Consider the following 19,575-nt stretch of genomic DNA (forward strand, 5'->3'; position numbering starts at 1 on the left):
ATGGCGCTCGTCACCGTCCGTCACTTCACCGAGGCGGACATCCCGCTGCGCACCGCACTGCTGCGCGAGTCCCGGTTCCAGGCCAATCTCACCGACTTCGCGGTGAGCAGCTCCGACGACGCCCTGACGAAGCGGCAGCACCGCGCCATCACCGAGGAACAGGCCGAGTGGCGGTTCTTCACGATGTGCGGGCGGGGCGGGGATCCGATCGGCTTCGCCTGGATCACCTCCATCGACTGGCGGAGCCAGACCTGTGAACTGTCCTTCGGCGTGCTGCCCAGCCACCGGGGCCCGTTCGGCGCGGCGGCGGTGGCCGCCGCCCACACCCATGTGCGGGAGGAGCTGAACATGCGGGTGGTGATCAGCCAGGTCCTCGAACACAACACCATGCTGGTGGCGGCCCGGGAGCTGGCGGAGCAGCGGCAGGTCCGCTGCGCGTACGACTCCTACACGGTCGGCGAGTGGCGGACCGCCTGCTACTGGACCGAGAACGAGGAGGACGTGCGACAGCGCGCCGAGGAGGCCGCGCGCCGCCGGCGGGAGATCGCCGACCGCATCCGAAGCCGGACCGCCCCATGACCGCGCCCGCCGCGACCCCGTCCGACGGGTCCGGCTATCTGCGGCAGCCCACCCTCGTGGGCGACCTGGTGGTCTTCGTCTGCGAGGACGACCTGTGGTCGGTGCCCGCCGCCGGTGGCACCGCCCGCCGGCTCACCGCGGGCGGGGCCGGGCCGTGCTCGGGGCCGCGGCTGTCCCCCGACGGCCGTCTGGTCGCGTTCACCGCGGCTCCCGAGGGCACGCCGGAGGTGTGTGTGATCTCCGTCGGCGGCGGCCCGGTCCGCCGTCTCACCAGCCAGGCCGGCGACTGCCTGGTCCTCGGCTGGCATCCGCGCACCGGCGACGTGGTCTACGCGGCGACCGCCGGGCTGCCCACCGGTTTCGGCCGCCGGCTGTTCGCGGTCGGCCCCGGCGGCGGCCCGCCGCGCCTGCTGGAGGCCGGTCCGGCAGCCTCCGTCGCCTACGGCCCGGACGGCGGGGTGGTGATCGGCCGTTCCCTCGCCGACCCGGCCCGCCGCAAGCGGTACCGGGGTGGCGCGGCGGGCGAGCTGTGGGTGGACGCCGACGGGTCCGGCTCCTTCCGCCGCCTCGAACTCCCCCCGGGCAACCCGGCGTTCCCGTGCTGGGTCGGCGACCGGATCTACTTCGTCTCCGACCACGACGGCACCGGCAACGTCCATTCCTGCCGCCCGGACGGCTCCGGCCTGACCCGGCACACCCACCACACCGACTACTACGTCCGCGGGCTGACGGGCGACGGAGAGCGGCTGGTCTACCACCAGGGCGCGCGACTGCGTCTGCTCGACCCGGCCGACCCCGACGGCCGCGACCGTCCGGTCCCGGTCACCGTCACCCCCTCCGGTGCGCAGCACCAGCGCCGGATCGTGTCCGCCGCCGGAGACCTCGACCATGCCCGGCTCTCCCCCGACGCCTCCCGTCTCGTCGTCGCCTCCCGGGGCAAGGTGTTCACCCTCGCCCCGTTCGACGGCCCGGTCCGCCGCCACGGCACCCCGGACGGGGTGCGCTACCGGCTGCCGCAATGGCTCGCCGACGGAACCCGTCTGGTCGCCGCGGCCGGGGACGACGCCCCCGGCGAGCGGCTCGTCCTGCTGCCCGCCGAGGGCGGGGCGGAGCTCGACTCCCTGCCGCTGGGCGACATCGGTTACGTCACCGATTTGGCCGCCGCCCCCGTCGGCGGGCAGGTAGCGTTCGCCACCAACCGGCAGCAGCTGTGGAGCGTCGACACCGACGCGGCCCACCCGGAGCCCCGCCTGCTGGACAGCAGCCCGTACGACAGGATCGAGGACCTGGCCTGGTCACCGGACGGCCGCTGGCTCGCGTACACCTTCCCGGGCACGCGGCGCACCACCGCCGTCAAGGTCGCCGAGCCCGCCACCGGCCGCACCGCACACCTCACCTCCCCCGTGCTGCGCGACTTCGCCCCTGCCTTCGACCCGCTGGGCCGCTACCTGTACTTCCTCGGCCAGCGCGACTTGCTGCCCGAGTACGACCAGGTCCAGTTCGACGTCGGCTTCCCCCTCGGCACCCGTCCCTACGCCGTCCTCCTCACCGCCGGCACGCCCCCGCCCTTCACCGGCGCACCGGCCCCGGAGGCCGACGGCGAGCAGCCGGTGGAGGTGCGTATCGACCTCGACGGAGTGGACGGCCGCGTCGTTGCGCTGCCGCTCCCGCACGGCCGGTACGCGGCGGTGCGCGGCCTGCCCGAATCCGTGCTGGTGCTCGGCGTGCCACTGGCCGGCCCGGCCGCCGACGGGCCCGAGGACCGCCGCCGTACCCGCGAGGGCACGGTGACCGTGGTCGAACTCGCCACCGGGGAGACCACGGAGGACTACCTCTCCCCCGTCGACGAGACGGACACCGACCCCTCGGGCGCGTTCCTGCTGTACCGGCACGAGCACCGTATCCGTGTGGTGCCCGCCGGAGTGCCCAGGACCGACGTCGAGGACTACGACAACATCGTTTCCCCGCCCGGCCGGGAGACCGGCTGGATCGACCTGGCCCGGGTGACCGTCCCCTTCCGCCCGGCCGCCGAGTGGCGGCAGATGTACCGGGAGGCGTGGCGGCTGCAGAAGGAGGGCTTCTGGCACTCCGGGATGTCGGGCGTCGACTGGGAGGCGGTCCACGACCGCTACCTCCCGCTGCTCGCACGGGTCGCCACCCGGTCCGAACTCTCCGATCTGCTGTGGGAGTTGCAGGGCGAACTGGCCACCTCGCACGCCTATGAGCGCGGCGGCGACCACGGCCGGCCGCCCGGTCCCGGCGGGGGCCCCGGCCGCCTCGGCGTCGACTGGGAGCCCTCCACCGGGCCCGGCGGTGGCTGGCGGATCGCCCGCGTCGTCCGCGGCGAGCCGTGGAACCCGGAGGCCACCTCCCCCTGCGGCCTGCCCGGCGTGGACATCCGCGCCGGCGACGAGGTCGTCGCTGTCGACGGTCACCCCGTCGGCCCGCTCGGCCCGGGCGAACCGCTTGCCGGACTGGCCGGGTGTGAGGTGGAGCTGACGGTGCTGCGCCCCGGCGCGGCCCCCCGGCGGGTCACCGTGCGCGCGGCCCGCGACGAGGGACGCGCCCGGTACGTGGAGTGGGTGGAGGCCAATCGCCGCTGGGTCGACGACGCCTCCGGCGGCCGGCTGGCCTACCTCCACATACCCGACATGTTCCACACGGGGTACGCCGACTTCGTCCGCCAGTTCCTCACCGGCCTCGACCACGACGGGCTGATCGTGGACGTCCGACACAACGGCGGGGGCAGCGCCTCCCCGATGATCCTGGACCGGCTCGCCCGCCGCCGCGCCGGGGTCGAGCACAGCCGCTGGAGCGGCGAGGTGCCGTACCCGCTGGAAGCGCCGCACGGCCCGATGGTGGCGCTGGTCAACGAGCAGACCGGCTCCGACGGCGAGATCTTCGGTCACATGTTCCGCGCCCGCGGCCTGGGGTCGCTGATCGGCACCCGCACCTGGGGAGGCACCATCGCCACGTGGCCCCGGCACCGTCTCGTCGACGGCACCCTCACCACCCAGCCGGAGTTCTGCTACCACCTCACCGGTGTCGGAACGGGCTTGGAGAACCGCGGTGTGGAACCCGACATCACTGTCGAGCTGCCGCCCGCCGGACCAGACCTCCCGCACCCCGACCCGCAGCTCTCCACGGCTGTCACCCACCTGCTCGGCTCCCTGCCGCCCCTGACCGCCCCGGTCCTCGCGCCCGCCCCGCACGCGGACGGCCGCCCGTCTCTCGTGCCCAGTGCCCGCCGCCCCCAGGAGACTCCATGACCTCCGGGCCCGCCCTCGGCACAACCGCTCCGCTCGCCCCGCCCGCCCCGGGCGTCTGCGACATCTGGTTCCTGCCCATCCGTCACCGTCCCGCCTGGGTACCGCTCCTCTCCTCCTGGGAACGCGACCGTCTCACCCTGCTCGGCGCCACACCCTCCGGCGCCTCGCTCGTGACCTCCCGCGCCGCGCAACGCCTCATCACCGCCCGCTACCTCGGTGTCCCCCCGGAGACCGTCCACACGGTCCGCGCCTGCGAGCGCTGTGACCATCCCTCGCACGGCCGCCCCCGCGTCCCCGGTGCTCCCTTCGACTACTCGGTCTCCCACTCCGAGGAGTGGCTCCTGATCGCCGTGGTCGGCTCGGGGCGCGTCGGCGCGGACCTGGACACCGTCGCCCCGCACCGCGACCTGGAAGGTCTCGCCCGTACCGCCCTCACCTCCGCCGAGCACCGCGCCCACGTCGGGCTCCCCGACGACGCCCGCCGGGCCGCCTTCCTCACCGCATGGGCCCGCAAGGAAGCCGCCATCAAGCTCACCGGGCACGGCCTCGCCGCCCCGCCCGTCCTCATCGACGTCGCCGGCCCCCGGGCCACCGCGCCGGGCGTCCCCGACTGGCCCCTCTCCGCGCCCTGGCTGACCGACCTCCCGGCGCCGCCCGGTCACGCCGCGGCGCTCGCCACCTCCGAGCCGCTGACCGCGCTCCGACACCGCCAAGAGAGGCATTCGTCTCGCTGATGCGCTGACGGCGTCCCGGGGCAGAACCGGGGTCACCGGGCAGGCGACCGCGTAGGTCTCGACGCGGGAGACCGCGTCGACGAGCCAGTCCGTGGTGTTGCGCGCAGGGCAGGTCGCGTCCGCCCGCGTGGGAGACCGGTATCCCACGCCGGGTCTCGGCGGCCTGCAGCCAGGCGGTCTCCCGGGCTACTGCGCGGGCCGTGCACAGTGCCGCGAGTGCGGTGGTGTCGATGTCGGCCCGGACGCGCCGTGCAGTGGGGGTGGAGGCCACCGGACCGAACACCTCGCGCTGGTCACGCAGGAGGGACAGATCGGCGATTGCCTCGCCGCCGTCGGCGAGCATCACCGTCAGGTCGACCGCCACCTGGCCCGGATCGTGGCCGGGGCCGCGCGGCCGCAGCCGACCCAGCACGATCAACAAACCCGGCCACCATCCCAGCCCGGAGACCACTCACTCAACTTGACAGTGCCCACGTACGAGTTACCGGTTCCGTGGTTAAAGAGCGTGGACCATCCTCCGAGCCGTATTGCCCTGTCGATCGCCCAGGCGGTGGAGCGGCAGTCGCATGACATCGATCATTCCCGGGTCGCTGGTCGCTACTGTCCGAAAGAGCTTCCACTGACATCTGCTGGTGCTCGGCCGACGAGGATGATGTGGTGAGAACCGTCTTGCCAGGGCTTCACGGCTGTCCACACCCGGGGGTGCCACCAGCTGGACCGACCCGCAAGGCCCAGATCAATCCCCTTCACAAAGACCACTTCGCCAGCGGTGTTTTGTTGGACCGGGGAGTAGAGATCGAGTGGGTGGCCTGCGCCGACGGCGTTGATCAGGGCTTGAAGTTCGGGTGGCGGGGATGCGTTGCTCCAGGCTCGCCGTCCGTCGTGCCTGCATCCATCATTGCCCCGATCCGCGAGGAGTTCCTCGCCTCGCTGCCGGATCGTGAGGACACTCACCCCTTGGGTTGCCACAACCCGCGTATCCCGGACCCTCTCACTGATCTATGACGGGAGCATGGCCGTGCGGGCCTGACCAGGCGTAAGACCTCCCGGGCAGGAGGAATCGCGGCTTACCGTAGGCACTTCAGGAAGCCGCCGAAGTAGGCCAGTCAAGGGGGGTACATGCCGCAGATCAAGAAGGTCACGTTGCAGAGCGGCAAGGTCCGTTACCGCGCCGTCGTCGACATGGGCCATGACGCCCAAGGCAAGCGCAAGCAGCGCACCGTCACGATGGACACTGCCACAGAGGTGCGTGACGAGATCGCCCGCATCCGCAATCAGCGGGCGACGGGCATGTACGTCATGCCGAGCAAGATCACGGTGTCCGAGTGGCTCGACATCTGGCTGGCCAAGAAGGCCGAGGACCTGGAGGAGAGCACGGTCCAGGGGTACAAGAACGCTTTGGTCCACGTGCATTCCTACCTCGGCCATATGCGCCTGCAGGAACTGACGGAGGAACACGTCGAGTCCATGGTCGCCTGGCTACTCGTCGACGCCCGCAGGCGCGGGGGCCAAGCCGGCACAGGACTGCGCCCCTCGACGGCCCAAGGGGTGCTCAGTCGTCTGAAAGAGGCCCTCGGTCGGGCCGTCGTACGGAAATTGGTGCATGTCAACGTCGCCGAGTACGTGAAGATCCCTCGCCGCGCCCGCAAGGAGGACAAGCGCACCAACAAGCGTCCCGCCCCGTGGAACGTCGTCGAGGTCGAGGACTTCCTTCACGGCATCAAGGACGAACGCCTGTTTGCCCCGCTGATACTCAGCCTCATGGGCCTGCGTCCCGCTGAGGTCGCCGGTCTGCGCTGGGAGGACATCGACTTCGACGCCGAAACACTGGTCATCGCCAACACCAGGACGATGATCGGCAACGCCCGGGTGCTGGAGAAGGACACCAAAACCGAGGCGGGCGAGCGCACACTGCCGCTGCCACTGCCGGTGAAGCAGGCGATGCTCGCCTTTCAGGCGACGCAAGAGGTAGAGCAGATGTCAATGGGCGCGCCCTATCAGCGCTCTGGCTATATGTTCGTCGACCGCCTCGGCCAGCCGCTCACGACTCGCCACCTGCGTGAGGCCGCGTACTCCCTGCAGCGGAAGCTGGAGCTGCGGAAGGTCCGGCTCTACGAGGCGCGCCACTCGTGCCTCACGTTTCTTGCCGTCAACGGCGTGCCGGACGTCGCCCTCGCCGCATGGGCCGGGCATGCCAACGCCAACTTCACCAAGCGGGTATACGTCCGCCCGAGCCCCGAGGACCTCCGCGTCGCCTCGGACCACCTCACTTCTCTACTCGGTTTCAGTGAGGGCGAAGCAGCCTGATGATCAAGACGTCGTGACGGATTGTGAGATACCCGCCCTCGGCGAACAGCTAAAACAGCCTCTGACCTGGGACTTTTAGTGGATCACTAGGATGTGCCCCGCATCCTAATTTTCTGTACGTCCTGTACATTTTTTACAGGCGCTCGCGCAGAGTCAGCTCACGCGAATCCCGTACAGATCCCGGAAGAGAGGCATCGTTCATGCTGTTCCGTCCTGCCGCCCGCTACGTGCTGCCCGAGTTCACCGAGCGCACGACCAACGGGACCCGCACCCTCGACCCGTACTCCAAGCTGCTCGCCGAACGGATCGTCTTCCTCGGCACCCCGGTCGACGACACCGCGGCCAATGACCTGGTCGCCCAGTTCATGTATCTGGAACACGCCGCCCCGGACCGGCCCATCTCCCTCTACATCAACTCCCCCGGCGGCTCGTTCGGGGCCATGTCGGCGATCTACGACACGATGGAGTACCTCACCTGCGAGGTGGAGACCTACTGCCTCGGCCAAGCAGGTTCCTGCGCGTCGGTACTGCTCGCGGCGGGTGCTCCCGGCAGGCGGCACGCGCTGCCCGGGGCGCGGGTCGTCGTACAGCAGCCCGCACTCACCGAGCCGGTGCAGGGCCAGCCGTCCGATCTGGAGATCGAGGCGCAGGAGTTGGAACGGGTCCACGAGATGCTCACCACGCTGCTGGCCCGCCATACCGGCCGCGGCGCCGAGCAGATCGCCGCCGACATCGAGCGCGATCTCATCCTCGACGCCCCCGGCGCCAAGGCATACGGCCTGGTGGACCACGTCATGGAGAACCGGAAGTCGTCGCTCCCGCCGCACGGCGCGCGGTGAACGCCCGATGCGAGCAACGGAGTTGCCACCACTGCCCGCACTGACACGCGCCGAGGGCGAGTTCATCGACCGCTATCTCGAAGTCCTCGACCAACTGGGCCGGATCAACCCGGCCCGCGGCGACGACACCTACTCCGCACTGCGGGCCGCACAGGCACTGGCCTCACGGGCGGCCGCGCTGCGGGACGCCCTCACGTTGATGCACGAGCGCGGCGAAGCACGGATCCACGCCGCCACCCTGGCCCGGGCGCTACGGGTGCTGGACGGGGAACGGCGGGCCGGACGCGTCACCGTACCCCCCGATCCGACGAGTTGATCAACCGATTTTCCGCCAGGCCGGCCGGGACCAGCCGGGCTCCCCCGCAACCCGCCCCCGGCCGGAGGCACCCAACTCCCCTTCGCGACACGCCCGGTGGTCACATCGAAATTCCTAGCTCTTTCGGCGTAGAAAGTCCTTCTCGCGAGATATTTCTCCACTTGCGCGCTCCCGGTGGCCAACGAGCGGAATCCATGATTCCGCCCCTGGTACGGGACCGGTCCGCATGAACGTCGGCGTTCCCGGAATCGTCGGCTCCACCCGAACGGGTCAGCCGTGAGGAGCCTCACAATTCGTCGCTTATTCTCGGAAATCCGGCAGTCGGTGAGTCAAGATCCGTGGGACGACAAGCCCCCGCCACAGCGACGGGGCGGTCCGGGCGGACGCCGAGTCCTGCCGCCGTCCGGATGTCTGGTCGACAGAAGTGGATCGGCAGGAGTGGAGGACCCGAGCACAACGGGTCGACCGGATCACCGGTCGGCCCTCGGGGTGAAGCCGCCGAGCGCGGCCGGGCAACTTCGCCAGCCCGAACCCGACAGGTCATCCTTCACAGGCGGCTGACGAAGGGTTGCGCATGACTGCGCAGGTTCATGTCCCGTCTCTGCTCGCCCGGGCCGGTACGGCCTCGGTTCTGACTCTGGCCGCCGTCGGCGGCACCATGCTCGTCCCGGGCGCCGCGACGGAGGCCCAGGCGGCGACTCTCTCCATGAAGGCACTCAAGGTCGCCGCGTCCAAGAAGGGATCGCCGTACAGGTGGGGGGCCACCGGCCCCAACCTCTTCGACTGCTCGGGACTGACGGCCTATTCGTTCAAGAAGGCCGGCAAGAAGCTCCCCCGCACGGCCCAGCAGCAGTACAACAAGACCCGCCACATCCCGGCCTCACACAGGCAACGCGGCGATCTGGTCTTCTTCCACTACGGTCACAGCGTCTACCACGTGGGGATCTACGCCGGTCACGGCAAGATCTGGCACTCGCCGAGGAGCGGTGCGGTGGTCCGGCTGGAGAGGATCTGGACGAGACACGTCTATTACGGCCGGGTCCGCTGACGCGGTCTCAGCGCCGCTGACAAGCCCGGTGCGGCTGAGGACTTCCGTGCAGCAGGGGGCCGGACGCCAGGACCAGCCCCCACGCGGTGAGCGTCGCGCCACCTCCGCCCTCTACGGCGCGGGCGGCACGCGGGCGGCGCAGCCACCAGCCCATCCGTCCCGTCCGCCGTCGGCCTGTCCGGGTAACGGGGCGGATCGGGTGGCCGCTCAGTTCTGTACGGGGATGCTCCATGGGAGCGCGATCCAGACCCTCTTGCCGCCGTCGGCGGTGGGGGTGACGGTGAGCCGGCCTCCGCACTCCTTGGCCAGGGAGCGGATGATCACCATGCCGCGTCCGTTGTCCTGCTGAACGGTGGCGGGCAGCCGCCGGGGCCGACGCGGGTGGCTGTCCGTCACTCCCAGCTGCAGCTGTTCCTCCCGTTCCAGTCTCAGGTCCACGGTGAAAGTGGGCGACTGTCCGAAGGTGTGCTGGACGGCGTTGGTCGCGAGCTCCGAGACGATGAGCCGGATGCCGTCGGCGAACTCCGTGTCGGTGGCCAGTCCCCATTCGGTGAGCACCCGGTCCACATATCTCCGGGCCGCCGCGACCGAGACCGGCTCGCTCGGCAGAGTGACACTGGCTTCTTGATGGTCTGCCATGGCGAGCCGTCCCTTTCCCACCCGGACCGACTCGCGCTCGGTCCCGGTTGTGCTTCGCGCCAGATTGCCTTTGATGCTGCCCCCTCCGGCGACGATCCATCAAGATATGCATATGTCTGTCGCTCAATGCGGTGAACCCTGCCCGCAAAACCGTATGCGGGCGTCACACTGTCCGCTCGGCAGGAGAAGGAGCGGGGACAGGGAGGAAGACCGCCGATGCAGCAGGGCCCGTGGCTCAACTTCCCCGCATTCAATATCAGTTGCTTCCGTTCTCGGTCGGCAAATATGCCGGTCTCTCCGGCCGTTCTCGACCATGTGACGAGTAGCCTTCCATCTGGAGCGGAAAGACGATCTCGAGGCGTACGGCTCGGCCTTGCGCACGATGCAGGCGCACACGCTGTCGCCGCAGCACTCGTTGGACCTCATCGCCGCGGTCGACCGCGGCGATCATCGTTACGGTGGCGGCGCAGCAGCCGCAGCACGGGGATGAACAACTGCGTGGAGGCCGCTCCGTTCGGTGACGGACGACCGGCCGTGCGGGACTCCATGGATGTGTCCAGGCCGCCGCTGCGGTTCTCCGCGGCGGCCTGGACCTCTTTCGCCTCCGGCCTGCACCAAGGTCCGGTCAGGTGACGGGAGCGGTCCGTCGCACGATCGCCACCGCCTCGGCCATCTGTTCCTCGGTCAGATCGGCGCGCGCGGTCAGCCGCAGCCGGGAGACGCCGTCCGGCACCGACGGCGGCCGGAAGCATCCCACCGCGATTCCTGCGGTACGGCAGTCGGCCGCCCAGCGCACCGCCGCGTCCGCCGAGGGCGCCCGTACCGAGACCACGGCGGCATCGGGGCGCACGGCGGTCAGGCCGGCGGCGGTCAGCCGCTCGTACAGCGCGGTGGCGACGTCTCGGACCCGTTCGGCGCGCTCCGGCTCGCGGCCGAGCAGCCGCAGGCTGCCCAGCGCGGCGCCCGCGGCGGCCGGCGCGAGACCCGTGTCGAAGATGAAGGTCCGGGCCGTGTTGACCAGGTGTTCGATGACCCGGGCCGGACCGAGGACCGCTCCCCCCTGGCTGCCCAGGGACTTGGAGAGGGTGAGCGTGGTGACGATTCCGTCGCCGCCCGCGAGACCGGCGGCGGCGAGCGCGCCCCGGCCGCCGTCCCCCAGTACGCCCAGACCGTGCGCGTCGTCGACGAGCAGCGCGGCGCCCTCCACCCGGCAGGCGTCGGCCAGTTCGGGCAGCGGCGCGGCGTCGCCGTCGACCGAGAAGACCGAGTCGGTGACCACCAGGGAACGGCCCTCGTGCGTCTGCAGGACCTTGCGTACGGCGTCGGGATCGGCGTGCGGCACGACGGCGGTCCCGGCCCGGGAGAGCCGGCAACCGTCCACGATCGAGGCGTGGTTGCCCGCGTCGGAAACGATCAGCGAGCCGCGGCCGGTGAGCGCGGTGAGGGCGGCGAGATTGGCCGCATAGCCCGATGACAGGACCAGGGCCGCCTCGAACCCGCAGAATTCGGCCAGCTCGTCTTCGAGTTCGGCGTGCAGAGCGGTGGAGCCGGTGACGAGCCGGGATCCGGTCGCGCCCGCACCCCATCGGCGGGCGGCCTCGGCGGCGGCAGCGGTGACCTCGGGGTGCCGGGTCAGGCCCAGGTAGTCGTTGCTCGCGAGATCCAGGAGTTCTGGTTCGGCGGGCCGGGTGCGGAGCGTACGGACGAGTCCGGCGTCCGCGCGGCGGCGCGCCTCGTCGTCGATCCAGTCGAACGGGGCGAAGGACATGAGCGGTCCCTTTTGTAGGCAGCTCACAGACCCTAACCGGGGGCGCAGCAGGTCATGCTGTGGCAATACCCACACCATCGGCGTGCTCCATTGTCCGGTTCCTCCTTGGCTGCGGGCCGTGCCGTAGGCCAGGATCAACGTCATGGACCTCCTGAACACGCTGGTGGACAAGGGGCTGCGGCGCGAGCTGCCGACCCGCGAAGAAGCACGCGCCGTACTGGCGACCTCGGACGACGATCTGCTCGACGTGGTGGCCGCGGCCGGAAGGGTGCGCCGTCAGTGGTTCGGGCGGCGCGTGAAACTGAACTATCTGGTCAATCTCAAGTCCGGGCTCTGCCCCGAGGACTGCTCGTACTGCTCGCAGCGGCTCGGCTCGAAGGCCGAGATCCTCAAGTACACCTGGCTGAAACCGGATGAGGCGTCGAAGGCCGCTGCGGCCGGGGTGGCGGGTGGCGCCAAGCGGGTGTGTCTGGTGGCGAGCGGCCGCGGACCGACGGACCGTGATGTCGACCGGGTGTCGCAGACCATCGAGACGATCAAGGAACAGAACGAGGGCGTCGAGGTGTGCGCCTGTCTCGGTCTGCTCTCCGGCGGACAGGCCGACCGGCTGCGTTCGGCGGGCGCCGACGCGTACAACCACAACCTCAACACGTCCGAGGGGACGTACGGGGACATCACCACCACCCACACCTACGCGGACCGGGTGGAGACCGTGCAGCAGGCGCAGGCCGCCGGGCTCTCGGCGTGCTCCGGGCTGATCGCGGGGATGGGCGAGAGCGACGCCGATCTGGTCGATGTCGTCTTCTCGCTGCGGGAGCTGGACCCGGACTCGGTGCCGGTGAACTTCCTGATCCCGTTCGAGGGAACCCCGCTGGCCAAGGAGTGGAACCTCACCCCGCAGCGGTGCCTGCGCATTCTGGCGATGGTCCGGTTCGTCTGCCCGGACGTGGAGGTCCGGCTCGCGGGCGGGCGCGAGGTGCATCTGCGCTCGATGCAGCCGCTCGCCCTGCACCTGGTCAACTCGATTTTCCTGGGCGACTACCTGACCAGTGAGGGGCAGGCGGGGCAGGCGGACCTGGACATGATCGCGGACGCCGGTTTCGAGGTGGAGGGAGCGGGGACGACGACGCTGCCCGCGCACCGTGCGCCGGCGGGGGGCGGGTGCGGTTCGCACGACGGTGGGTGCGGTCCGCACGACAGCGGGTGCAGTTCCCAGAACGGCGGGTGCGCGCCGTGCTGCGACGCGCCCGGGGATGCCGTGGCCGAACCCGGCGAGGTTCCGGCAGCACGCACGGATCTGGTGGCGGTGCGTCGTCGCGGCGCGGGCACGGATCTCGCTCCCAATGCATGAGGCCCTCACTCCGGACGAGCTCCGCTCCCTGGACCGGGCCCACGTCTGGCATCCGTACGGCCCCATGCCGGGACGTCAGGAGCCACTGGTCGTGGAGTCCGCGTCCGGGGTACGGCTCCGGCTCGCCGAACCGGCCCACGGGCAGCAGGAGCTGGTCGACGGCATGTCGTCGTGGTGGTCGGCGGTGCACGGCTACAACCACCCGGTGCTCAACGAAGCGGCGCGCGGCCAGCTGGACCGGATGAGCCATGTGATGTTCGGCGGGCTCACCCATGAGCCCGCCGTGCGGCTGGCCACCCGGCTGGTCGAGATCACCCCGGAGCCGCTGCGGCATGTGTTCCTCGCCGACTCGGGTTCGGTGTCGGTCGAGGTCGCGGTGAAGATGTGTCTGCAGTACTGGCGCTCGGCCGGGCGGCCGGCCAAGCAGCGGCTGCTGACCTGGCGCGGCGGTTACCACGGGGACACCTGGCAGCCGATGTCGGTGTGCGACCCCGAGGGCGGCATGCACGAGCTGTGGTCGGGCGTGCTGCCCCGGCAGATCTTCGCGGACGAGCCACCGGCCGGTTTCGACGCGGAGCCGGATGCCGCGTACGCCCGTCATCTGCGGGAACTGATCGCGGAGCACGCCGACCGGCTGGCCGCGGTGATCGTGGAGCCGGTGGTGCAGGGCGCGGGCGGCATGCGGTTCCACTCCCCCGCCTATCTGCGGGTGCTGCGCGAGGCGTGCGACGCGCACGACGTGCTGCTGGTGTTCGATGAGATCGCCACGGGGTTCGGCCGTACGGGGAAGCTGTTCGCCGCCGGGCACACGGGGATCTCGCCCGATGTCATGTGCGTGGGCAAGGCGCTGACCGGTGGCTACCTGACGATGGCGGCGACGCTGTGCACCTCTCGGGTGGCGGAAGGTATCTCGCGCGGCGACGTGCCGGTGCTGGCACACGGACCGACGTTCATGGGCAATCCGCTCGCCTCCGCGGTGGCGTGCGCCTCGATCGACCTGCTGCTCGGCCAGGACTGGGAGCGGGAGGTCCGGCGGATCGGTACGGGGCTGCGGGAAGGTCTCGCCCCGGCGGCGGACCTGCCCGGCGTGCGAGAGGTGCGGGTACTGGGCGCGATCGGCGTCGTACAGCTCGATCACGAGGTGGACATGGCTGCCGCGACCCGGGCGGCGGTGCGGGAAGGCGTGTGGCTGCGGCCGTTCCGCGATCTCGTCTACACGATGCCGCCGTATGTGACCGGTGACGACGATGTGGCGCGGATCTGCCGCGCCGTGTGCGCGGCTGCGCGGGAGGGCTGAGATGACGGTTCTGGTAGTGACGGGTACGGGCACGGAGATCGGCAAGACGGTGGTGACCGCGGCCGTGGCGGCGGCCTGCCGGGATCGCCGCGTCGCGGTGCTCAAGCCCGCGCAGACAGGGTTGGCCCCCGGCGAGCCCGGGGATGCCGCCGAAGTCGTACGGCTGGCGGGCGGCCAGGTGACCGCGGTCGAACTGGCCCGGTTCCCCGAGCCGTTGGCCCCGGCCACGGCCGCTCGCAGGGCCGGTCTCCCACCGGTACGGCCGTACGAGATCGCCGAGGCGGCCCAGAAGCTGGCGGCCGAACACGATCTGGTGCTGGTCGAGGGTGCGGGCGGGCTGCTCGTCCGGTTCGACGACGAGGGCGCGACCCTCGCCGACGCGGCCCGGCTGCTGACCGCACCGGTTCTGGTCGTGACGCGGGCGGGACTGGGCACGCTCAATGTCACGGCGCTGACCTCGGAGGCCCTGCGGGCCCGGGGGCTGGAGTGCCTCGGCGTGGTGGTGGGCAGCATGCCCGCCGAGCCGGACCTCGCGGCGCGCTGCAATCTGTCGGATCTTCCGGTGGTGGCGGGTGCCCCGCTGCTGGGTGCGGTACCGGCCGGTGCAGGGGCGCTGGAGCCGACCGTTTTCCGTGCTCGGGCCGGAAGTTGGCTGGCCGCGGAGCTGGGCGGGAATCGGTCGCCGGATGACCGGCTGAGCCGTGCGTGACGGGGGGAGAATCGAAGTAGCCGTACCTTGCGGGTCGAGTGCCGTGTCGAGGAGGTCCGTCATGCGTCTTCGCAGCACGAAAATCCCGGAGGACGCGGTGCACCACCCCGTCTTCGCCCGGATCTACGCCCGGATGAGCGTGGCGGCGGAGACCGGGGCGGGGCTGGCCGCGGTGCGCTCGGAGCTGTTGGCCGGTCTGTCCGGCCGGATCATCGACATAGGTGCGGGCAACGGCCTGAACTTCGCGCACTACCCGCCCGCGGTATCGGAGGTGGTGGCCATCGAACCCGAGCGCAGCCTGCGGCAGTTGGCGGTGGCGTCGGCACTGCGTGCCGGAATTCCGGTGGATGTGGTGCCGGGCACGGCGGAGGCCCTGCCGGTGAAGAGCGAGGCGTTCGACGGGGCGGTCACCTCGCTGGTGCTGTGCACCGTACGGAATGTGGAGCGATCGCTCACGGAAATCGTGCGGGTGCTGCGGCCAGGCGCGGAGCTGCGCTTCTTCGAGCATGTGCGAGCCGATGACCGGGTGATGGCAGCGACCCAGCGGGCACTGGACCGTACGGTCTGGCCACTGCTGGCGGGCGGGTGTCACACGGCGCGCGACACCCTGGCCGCCATCGAGAGGGCCGGGTTCACGGTGGAGACCTACCGGCGGGTCAGGATGCCGGACTGGGGATTCCGGCTGCCCACGTCCGACTGCGTGCTGGGCGTGGCCCGGCGGCCGGCCGTGCTGGACTGACCCGTCGGCTCGCCGCCGCGCAGCCCACCGCGCGCACCGGAAACGTACAGCCCACGCGCGCACCCGCAACGTACAGCCCGCGCCCGCACCCGCAACGTACAGCCCGCGCCCGCACCGGAACCGTCCTGCGGGCCGGGGACCTCCGGGCCGCAGACCTCACAGACTCCACTGGCGCAGTTCGTCGGCGATGGCCCGGACGTCCGCCTTGTCCTCCTTCACCAGTCGGGCCAGGTCACGCACCTGCTCGGGCGAGGTGATGACCTTCAGCCCGGAGGCGACGAGATAGCCGTACGCGACGGCCGAGGAGAACATCGCGTTGGAGTGTTCGAGCGCGGGGACATGAAGCAGCAACTGCAGCAGGGCCGCGGCCCTGGAGTGCGGGTCGCTGTAGACAGGGCTGCCGAAGATCTCGGCCTCATGGCGGGCCACCGCGGCCACGAGCGCACCCCAGTCGACGACCTGCGGATCGCCGGGGGTCTTGTGCTCGGCCACCATGAGCAGCCAGGAAAGGTCGATCTGGAGATTCAACGCGTGCCTTTGCGCTCCGGGCCGAACTCCTCGGCGAACACCGACTCGTACTGCTTCATGAAGTCGGCCGCGGCTTCGACAAAGGTGTGTCCGACCTCACCCGCATCCTGCTTCACGAGTTCCTCTATGTAGCGGTTCACGCTCATCCCCCTCTGCAGCGCGCGCTGTCGCGCGGCCTCGGCGGTGGCCTCGTCCACTCTCACGTTCAGCTGAGTCTTGGGCACAGCAACACGCTAGCGCGGGCGTGCTAGCACCGGCAAGAGGAGCCGTACGGTGCCCCGTACACCGGTCGTGCCTGAGTGCACCGGTCTCCGCGTCGACCGCACCGGTCACCGTCGACCGCGCGGGTCGTACATGACCAGGCGGTCATGCGTGCCGGCCCGGCCGTCCGTGACCACATGGTGGAATTCGTTCGTCGCTCCAGCCGTCCCGGTGATGGGATCCCGGCATGAAAAAAACTCGATGGCGACATGCACGACCTCGTCGTACGGGCCGCGATACCGGCCGACCTCGACTCCGTCCTCGCCTTCTGGAAGGTGGCGGCCGAGGGAAACAGCATCAGTGACGACCGGGACGGGGTCGAGCGGCTGGTCGCCCGTGATCCGCAGGCGCTGATCCTCGCCGAGTCCGACGGCGTACTCGCCGGAACGGTGATCGCCGGGTTCGACGGCTGGCGGTGTCACCTGTACCGGCTCGCCGTCCATCCCGACCGACGGCGCCGAGGTGTCGGCAGCGCGCTGCTCGCCGCCGCGGAGGAACACTTCGTGCGACTGGGCGGGCGACGTGGCGACGCGATGGTGCTCGACCGCAATGAACTGGCGCAGCACGCCTGGCGCGCCGCGGGCTACGGGCCCGAGCCGCAGTGGAGCCGTTGGGTGAAGCCCCTCACGAACTGAAGGACGATCACCCGAAAAGAGGAGCCTTCTTTGCCGATCCTTTACGATAGGTGGACTCCTGACCGACCCTTCCGAAAGGTGTGAGCGTCCGCCCATGGGCGAGCCCCCCAGTAGTCGACAGTCCCGGCACCGAGCAATCCTCCCGCCCCTGCCCGATCATGGGACGGAGGTGAACCGATGACTGAAGTGCTTCTGCTGCTCGTGGCGGTGCTGCTCTCGCTCGCCTGCGGCGCCTTCGTCGCGGCCGAATTCTCTCTGACCACCGTCGAGCGCGGCCAGCTCGAACGGGCCGTGGAGCGGGGTGAGCGCGGCGCGGTGAGCGCGATGAAGGCCGTCCGCAGCCTCACCTTCCAGCTGTCCGGCGCACAGCTCGGCATCACCGTCACCAATCTGGTGGTCGGCATGCTCTCCGAATCGTCCATCGCGAAGCTGATTCGCGGTCCGGTGGAGGCCGTGGGCCTGTCCCCGAGCGTGGCGTCCTCCGTCGCCCTCGTCCTGGGAACCGCCCTGTCCACGGTGTTCCTGATGGTCGTCGGCGAACTCGTCCCGAAGAACTGGGCCATCTCCTCGCCGCTCGCCGTGGCGAAGGCCGTGGCGACCCCGCAACGGGCCTTCACCGCCGTGTTCCGGCCGTTCATCAGCCACCTCAACAACACCGCGAACCGGATCCTGCGCCGCCTCGGCCTGGAGCCCACCGAGGAGCTGGCCTCCGCGCGCAGCCCGCAGGAGCTGGTGGCGCTGGCCCGGCACTCGGCGAAGGCAGGCGCGCTGGAGGCGGACACCGCGGAGCTGTTCGTCCGCACGCTCAACCTCGCGGAGCTGACGGCGGAGAACGTCATGACGCCGCGGGTGCAGGTCACCGCGCTGGAGGTGCAGGCGACCGCAGAGGATGTCGCGAACGCCACCCGGGCGACCGGCCTGTCCCGCTTCCCCGTCTACCGCGGCAGCCTCGACACCGTCGTCGGTGTGGCGCACATCAAGGATGTGCTGGCCGTCCCGGCCGAGCAGCGGCCCCGGACCCGCGTCTCGGAGATGCTGCGCGAACCCCTGCTCGTGCCCGAGACCCTCACCGTGGACCGGCTTCTGGACCAGCTGTCCGGCAAGCTCGCCATGGCCGTCGTCATCGACGAGTACGGCGGCACGGCCGGCGTCGTGACTCTGGAGGACATCGTCGAGGAGGTGGTCGGCGAGGTGCGCGACGAACACGACCCGCACGAGACACCGGACCTGGCACCGGCCGGCGAGGACGCCGACGGACGGACCCTGTGGTCGGCCGACGGCGCCGCGCGCATCGACCAGCTGAAGAGGATCGGACTGAGGGTGCCGGACGGACCGTACGAGACGCTCGCCGGACTCGTGGCCACCGAGGTCGGCCGCATACCCGCTGTGGGTGATTCGTTCGAGCTGGCCGGCTGGCGGGTCCATGTGGTGGACGCCTCCGGGCGCCGTGCCGCGCGGGCCCTGCTGCATGCGCCGCTGCCCGGCGACTGCGACGAGCGGACGGAGGACGCACGATGATCGCCGTCCAGCTCTTCATCGGGGCGATGACCCTGGTCGTGAACGCCTTCTTCGTCGGCGCGGAGTTCGCGCTGATCTCCGTACGCCGCAGCCAGGTCGAGCCCGAGGCCGAGGCCGGGAACCGGCGGGCGCGCAGCGTCATCTGGGGCCTCGAACACGTATCGGCGCTCCTCGCGGCGGCGCAGCTGGGCATCACCCTCTGCACACTGGTCCTCGGCATCGTCGCCGAACCGGCCATCGCGCATCTGCTGGAGCCCGCCTTCGACGCGGTGGGTATGCCGCACGGACTGATCCACCCCATCTCATTCGTGATCGCACTGTCCCTGGCGACGTACCTGCACATGCTGCTCGGTGAAATGGTGCCGAAGAACATCGCCCTGGCCGAGCCGGTACGGGCCGCGCTGCTGCTGGGTCCGCCGCTGGTGACTCTCGCCAGGGCACTGCGTCCGGTGATCTTCGCGATCAACGCCTTCGCCAACGCGCTGCTGAAACTCCTGCGCGTCGAAACGAAGGACGAGGTGTCCGCCACGTTCTCCGACGACGAACTGGCCCGGCTGGTGAAGGACGCCGGCGACGCGGGGCTGGTCGACGACCGCGCGGCCGAACGGCTGCACCACGCTCTTGAGCTCGGCCGGCGCCCCGTGCGGGATGTGGTGCTGCCGGTGGAGCGGGTGGTGTACGCCCGGATCGGAACGACCCCGGAGCAGTTGGAGCAGCTCTCGTACGAGACCGGTTTCTCGCGCTTTCCGGTGATGGACAGCGAGGAGCGGATTCTGGGCTACCTCCATGTGAAGGACGCCTTGGACGCCACACCGCGCGATGTGCCGTTCCCGGTCACGGCGATGCGGCCGATCGCCCGGGTGCGGGCCGCCACGCCGCTCGACGACGTACTGACCGCGCTGCGGCGCAGCCGTACGCACCTGGCGGTGGTGCTCGACGAGGACGGTCGACTGGCCGGGCTGGTCACGATGGAGGACGTGCTACGGGAACTGGTGGGCCGGCCGCAGGCACGCTGACCGGTGAACGGGGGCGGTGGGC

19 protein-coding genes, 2 pseudogenes and 1 riboswitch are annotated in these 19,575 nt (G+C 70.6%); of the genes and pseudogenes, 17 read left to right on the forward strand and 4 right to left on the reverse strand.

Annotated elements, in window-relative coordinates; translation table 11 throughout:
* The 8 genes and pseudogenes from OG936_RS03080 to OG936_RS03115 all read left to right on the forward strand — a co-directional run bounded on the left by OG936_RS03080 (position 1) and on the right by OG936_RS03115 (position 9,092).
* The gene (locus OG936_RS03080; protein ID WP_406492349.1) at positions 1–579 is read left to right on the forward strand and encodes a GNAT family N-acetyltransferase; all 579 of its coding nucleotides are present in this window, start codon (positions 1–3) and stop codon (positions 577–579) included.
* Complete coding sequence (locus tag OG936_RS03085; protein WP_406492350.1) at positions 576–3,848, forward strand: S41 family peptidase; 3,273 nt, start codon at positions 576–578, stop codon at positions 3,846–3,848. The genes OG936_RS03080 and OG936_RS03085 overlap by 4 nt, the downstream gene beginning before the upstream one ends.
* Entirely contained in the window at positions 3,845–4,582 is a 738-nt protein-coding gene (locus OG936_RS03090; RefSeq protein WP_406492352.1) for a 4'-phosphopantetheinyl transferase family protein, read from the forward strand. Before OG936_RS03085 ends, OG936_RS03090 begins: the two co-directional genes overlap by 4 nt.
* Positions 4,583–5,464: 882 nt before the next feature.
* Positions 5,465–5,569: pseudogene (locus tag OG936_RS03095) on the forward strand (IS5/IS1182 family transposase); the annotation flags it as partial.
* A 132-nt stretch (positions 5,570–5,701) separates the two neighbouring features.
* Entirely contained in the window at positions 5,702–6,889 is a 1,188-nt protein-coding gene (gene xerC, locus OG936_RS03100) for a tyrosine recombinase XerC (protein WP_406492354.1), read from the forward strand.
* A gap of 203 nt (positions 6,890–7,092) precedes the next feature.
* Positions 7,093–7,728: an ATP-dependent Clp protease proteolytic subunit gene (locus OG936_RS03105; RefSeq protein ID WP_406500306.1), complete on the forward strand. Its 636-nt coding sequence runs from the start codon at positions 7,093–7,095 to the stop codon at positions 7,726–7,728.
* Positions 7,729–7,735: 7 nt separating this feature from the next.
* Positions 7,736–8,044: a hypothetical protein gene (locus OG936_RS03110; RefSeq protein WP_406492356.1), complete on the forward strand. Its 309-nt coding sequence runs from the start codon at positions 7,736–7,738 to the stop codon at positions 8,042–8,044.
* A 387-nt stretch (positions 8,045–8,431) separates the two neighbouring features.
* Positions 8,432–8,615, forward strand: a riboswitch (cyclic di-AMP (ydaO/yuaA leader).
* Between the two features lie 3 nt (positions 8,616–8,618).
* On the forward strand, positions 8,619–9,092 hold the full coding sequence (locus OG936_RS03115; protein WP_406492357.1) for a C40 family peptidase: 474 nt from the start codon (positions 8,619–8,621) through the stop codon (positions 9,090–9,092).
* Between the two features lie 207 nt (positions 9,093–9,299).
* Here OG936_RS03115 and OG936_RS03120 read toward each other — a convergent pair whose 3' ends face one another.
* The gene (locus OG936_RS03120; RefSeq protein WP_383759518.1) at positions 9,300–9,731 is read right to left on the reverse strand and encodes an ATP-binding protein; all 432 of its coding nucleotides are present in this window, start codon (positions 9,729–9,731) and stop codon (positions 9,300–9,302) included.
* A 230-nt stretch (positions 9,732–9,961) separates the two neighbouring features.
* Here OG936_RS03120 and OG936_RS03125 point away from each other — a divergent pair.
* Both OG936_RS03125 and OG936_RS03130 read left to right on the forward strand, forming a co-directional pair.
* Positions 9,962–10,221, forward strand: a pseudogene (locus tag OG936_RS03125) (hypothetical protein); the annotation flags it as partial.
* Positions 10,218–10,364 (forward strand): DUF397 domain-containing protein, encoded by a 147-nt coding sequence (locus OG936_RS03130; RefSeq protein WP_406492359.1) that lies wholly within the window; start codon positions 10,218–10,220, stop codon positions 10,362–10,364. The pseudogene OG936_RS03125 and the gene OG936_RS03130, both read left to right, overlap by 4 nt.
* Here OG936_RS03130 and OG936_RS03135 read toward each other — a convergent pair.
* Complete coding sequence (locus OG936_RS03135; protein WP_406492361.1) at positions 10,357–11,499, reverse strand: 8-amino-7-oxononanoate synthase; 1,143 nt, start codon at positions 11,497–11,499, stop codon at positions 10,357–10,359. The genes OG936_RS03130 and OG936_RS03135 overlap by 8 nt on opposite strands.
* Positions 11,500–11,641: 142 nt before the next feature.
* On the opposite strand from OG936_RS03135, the gene bioB reads away from it, so the two are divergent.
* The 4 genes from bioB (at position 11,642) to OG936_RS03155 (ending at position 15,595) form a co-directional block, all read left to right on the forward strand.
* Positions 11,642–12,850, forward strand: a complete 1,209-nt coding sequence (bioB, locus tag OG936_RS03140; RefSeq protein WP_406492363.1) for a biotin synthase BioB — start codon at positions 11,642–11,644, stop codon at positions 12,848–12,850.
* Positions 12,843–14,147: an adenosylmethionine--8-amino-7-oxononanoate transaminase gene (locus OG936_RS03145; RefSeq protein WP_406492365.1), complete on the forward strand. Its 1,305-nt coding sequence runs from the start codon at positions 12,843–12,845 to the stop codon at positions 14,145–14,147. The genes bioB and OG936_RS03145 overlap by 8 nt, the downstream gene beginning before the upstream one ends.
* 1 nt (position 14,148) lies before the next feature.
* Positions 14,149–14,856, forward strand: a complete 708-nt coding sequence (gene bioD, locus OG936_RS03150) for a dethiobiotin synthase (RefSeq protein ID WP_406492367.1) — start codon at positions 14,149–14,151, stop codon at positions 14,854–14,856.
* A 61-nt stretch (positions 14,857–14,917) separates the two neighbouring features.
* Positions 14,918–15,595 (forward strand): class I SAM-dependent methyltransferase, encoded by a 678-nt coding sequence (locus tag OG936_RS03155; protein ID WP_266744848.1) that lies wholly within the window; start codon positions 14,918–14,920, stop codon positions 15,593–15,595.
* 156 nt (positions 15,596–15,751) lie between these two features.
* On the opposite strand, the gene OG936_RS03160 is transcribed toward OG936_RS03155, so the two are convergent.
* Both OG936_RS03160 and OG936_RS03165 read right to left on the reverse strand, forming a co-directional pair.
* On the reverse strand, positions 15,752–16,123 hold the full coding sequence (locus tag OG936_RS03160) for a fic family toxin-antitoxin system, toxin component (RefSeq protein WP_266744849.1): 372 nt from the start codon (positions 16,121–16,123) through the stop codon (positions 15,752–15,754).
* Positions 16,120–16,347: a hypothetical protein gene (locus OG936_RS03165; protein ID WP_030921856.1), complete on the reverse strand. Its 228-nt coding sequence runs from the start codon at positions 16,345–16,347 to the stop codon at positions 16,120–16,122. The genes OG936_RS03160 and OG936_RS03165 overlap by 4 nt, the downstream gene beginning before the upstream one ends.
* A gap of 246 nt (positions 16,348–16,593) precedes the next feature.
* Here OG936_RS03165 and OG936_RS03170 point away from each other — a divergent pair, with 246 nt between their 5' ends.
* The 3 genes from OG936_RS03170 to OG936_RS03180 all read left to right on the forward strand — a co-directional run bounded on the left by OG936_RS03170 (position 16,594) and on the right by OG936_RS03180 (position 19,553).
* Positions 16,594–17,019: a GNAT family N-acetyltransferase gene (locus OG936_RS03170; RefSeq protein ID WP_406492370.1), complete on the forward strand. Its 426-nt coding sequence runs from the start codon at positions 16,594–16,596 to the stop codon at positions 17,017–17,019.
* Positions 17,020–17,196: 177 nt separating this feature from the next.
* Positions 17,197–18,537, forward strand: a complete 1,341-nt coding sequence (locus OG936_RS03175; protein WP_406492372.1) for a hemolysin family protein — start codon at positions 17,197–17,199, stop codon at positions 18,535–18,537.
* Positions 18,534–19,553 carry a hemolysin family protein gene (locus tag OG936_RS03180; protein WP_406492374.1) on the forward strand — a complete coding sequence of 340 codons (1,020 nt, stop codon included), beginning with the start codon at positions 18,534–18,536 and terminating at the stop codon, positions 19,551–19,553. The genes OG936_RS03175 and OG936_RS03180 overlap by 4 nt, the downstream gene beginning before the upstream one ends.
* Positions 19,554–19,575 lie beyond the last annotated feature (22 nt).

Origin of the sequence: Streptomyces sp. NBC_00846, assembly GCF_045207325.1 — a bacterium.
Classification (GTDB): Bacteria; Actinomycetota; Actinomycetes; order Streptomycetales; family Streptomycetaceae; genus Streptomyces.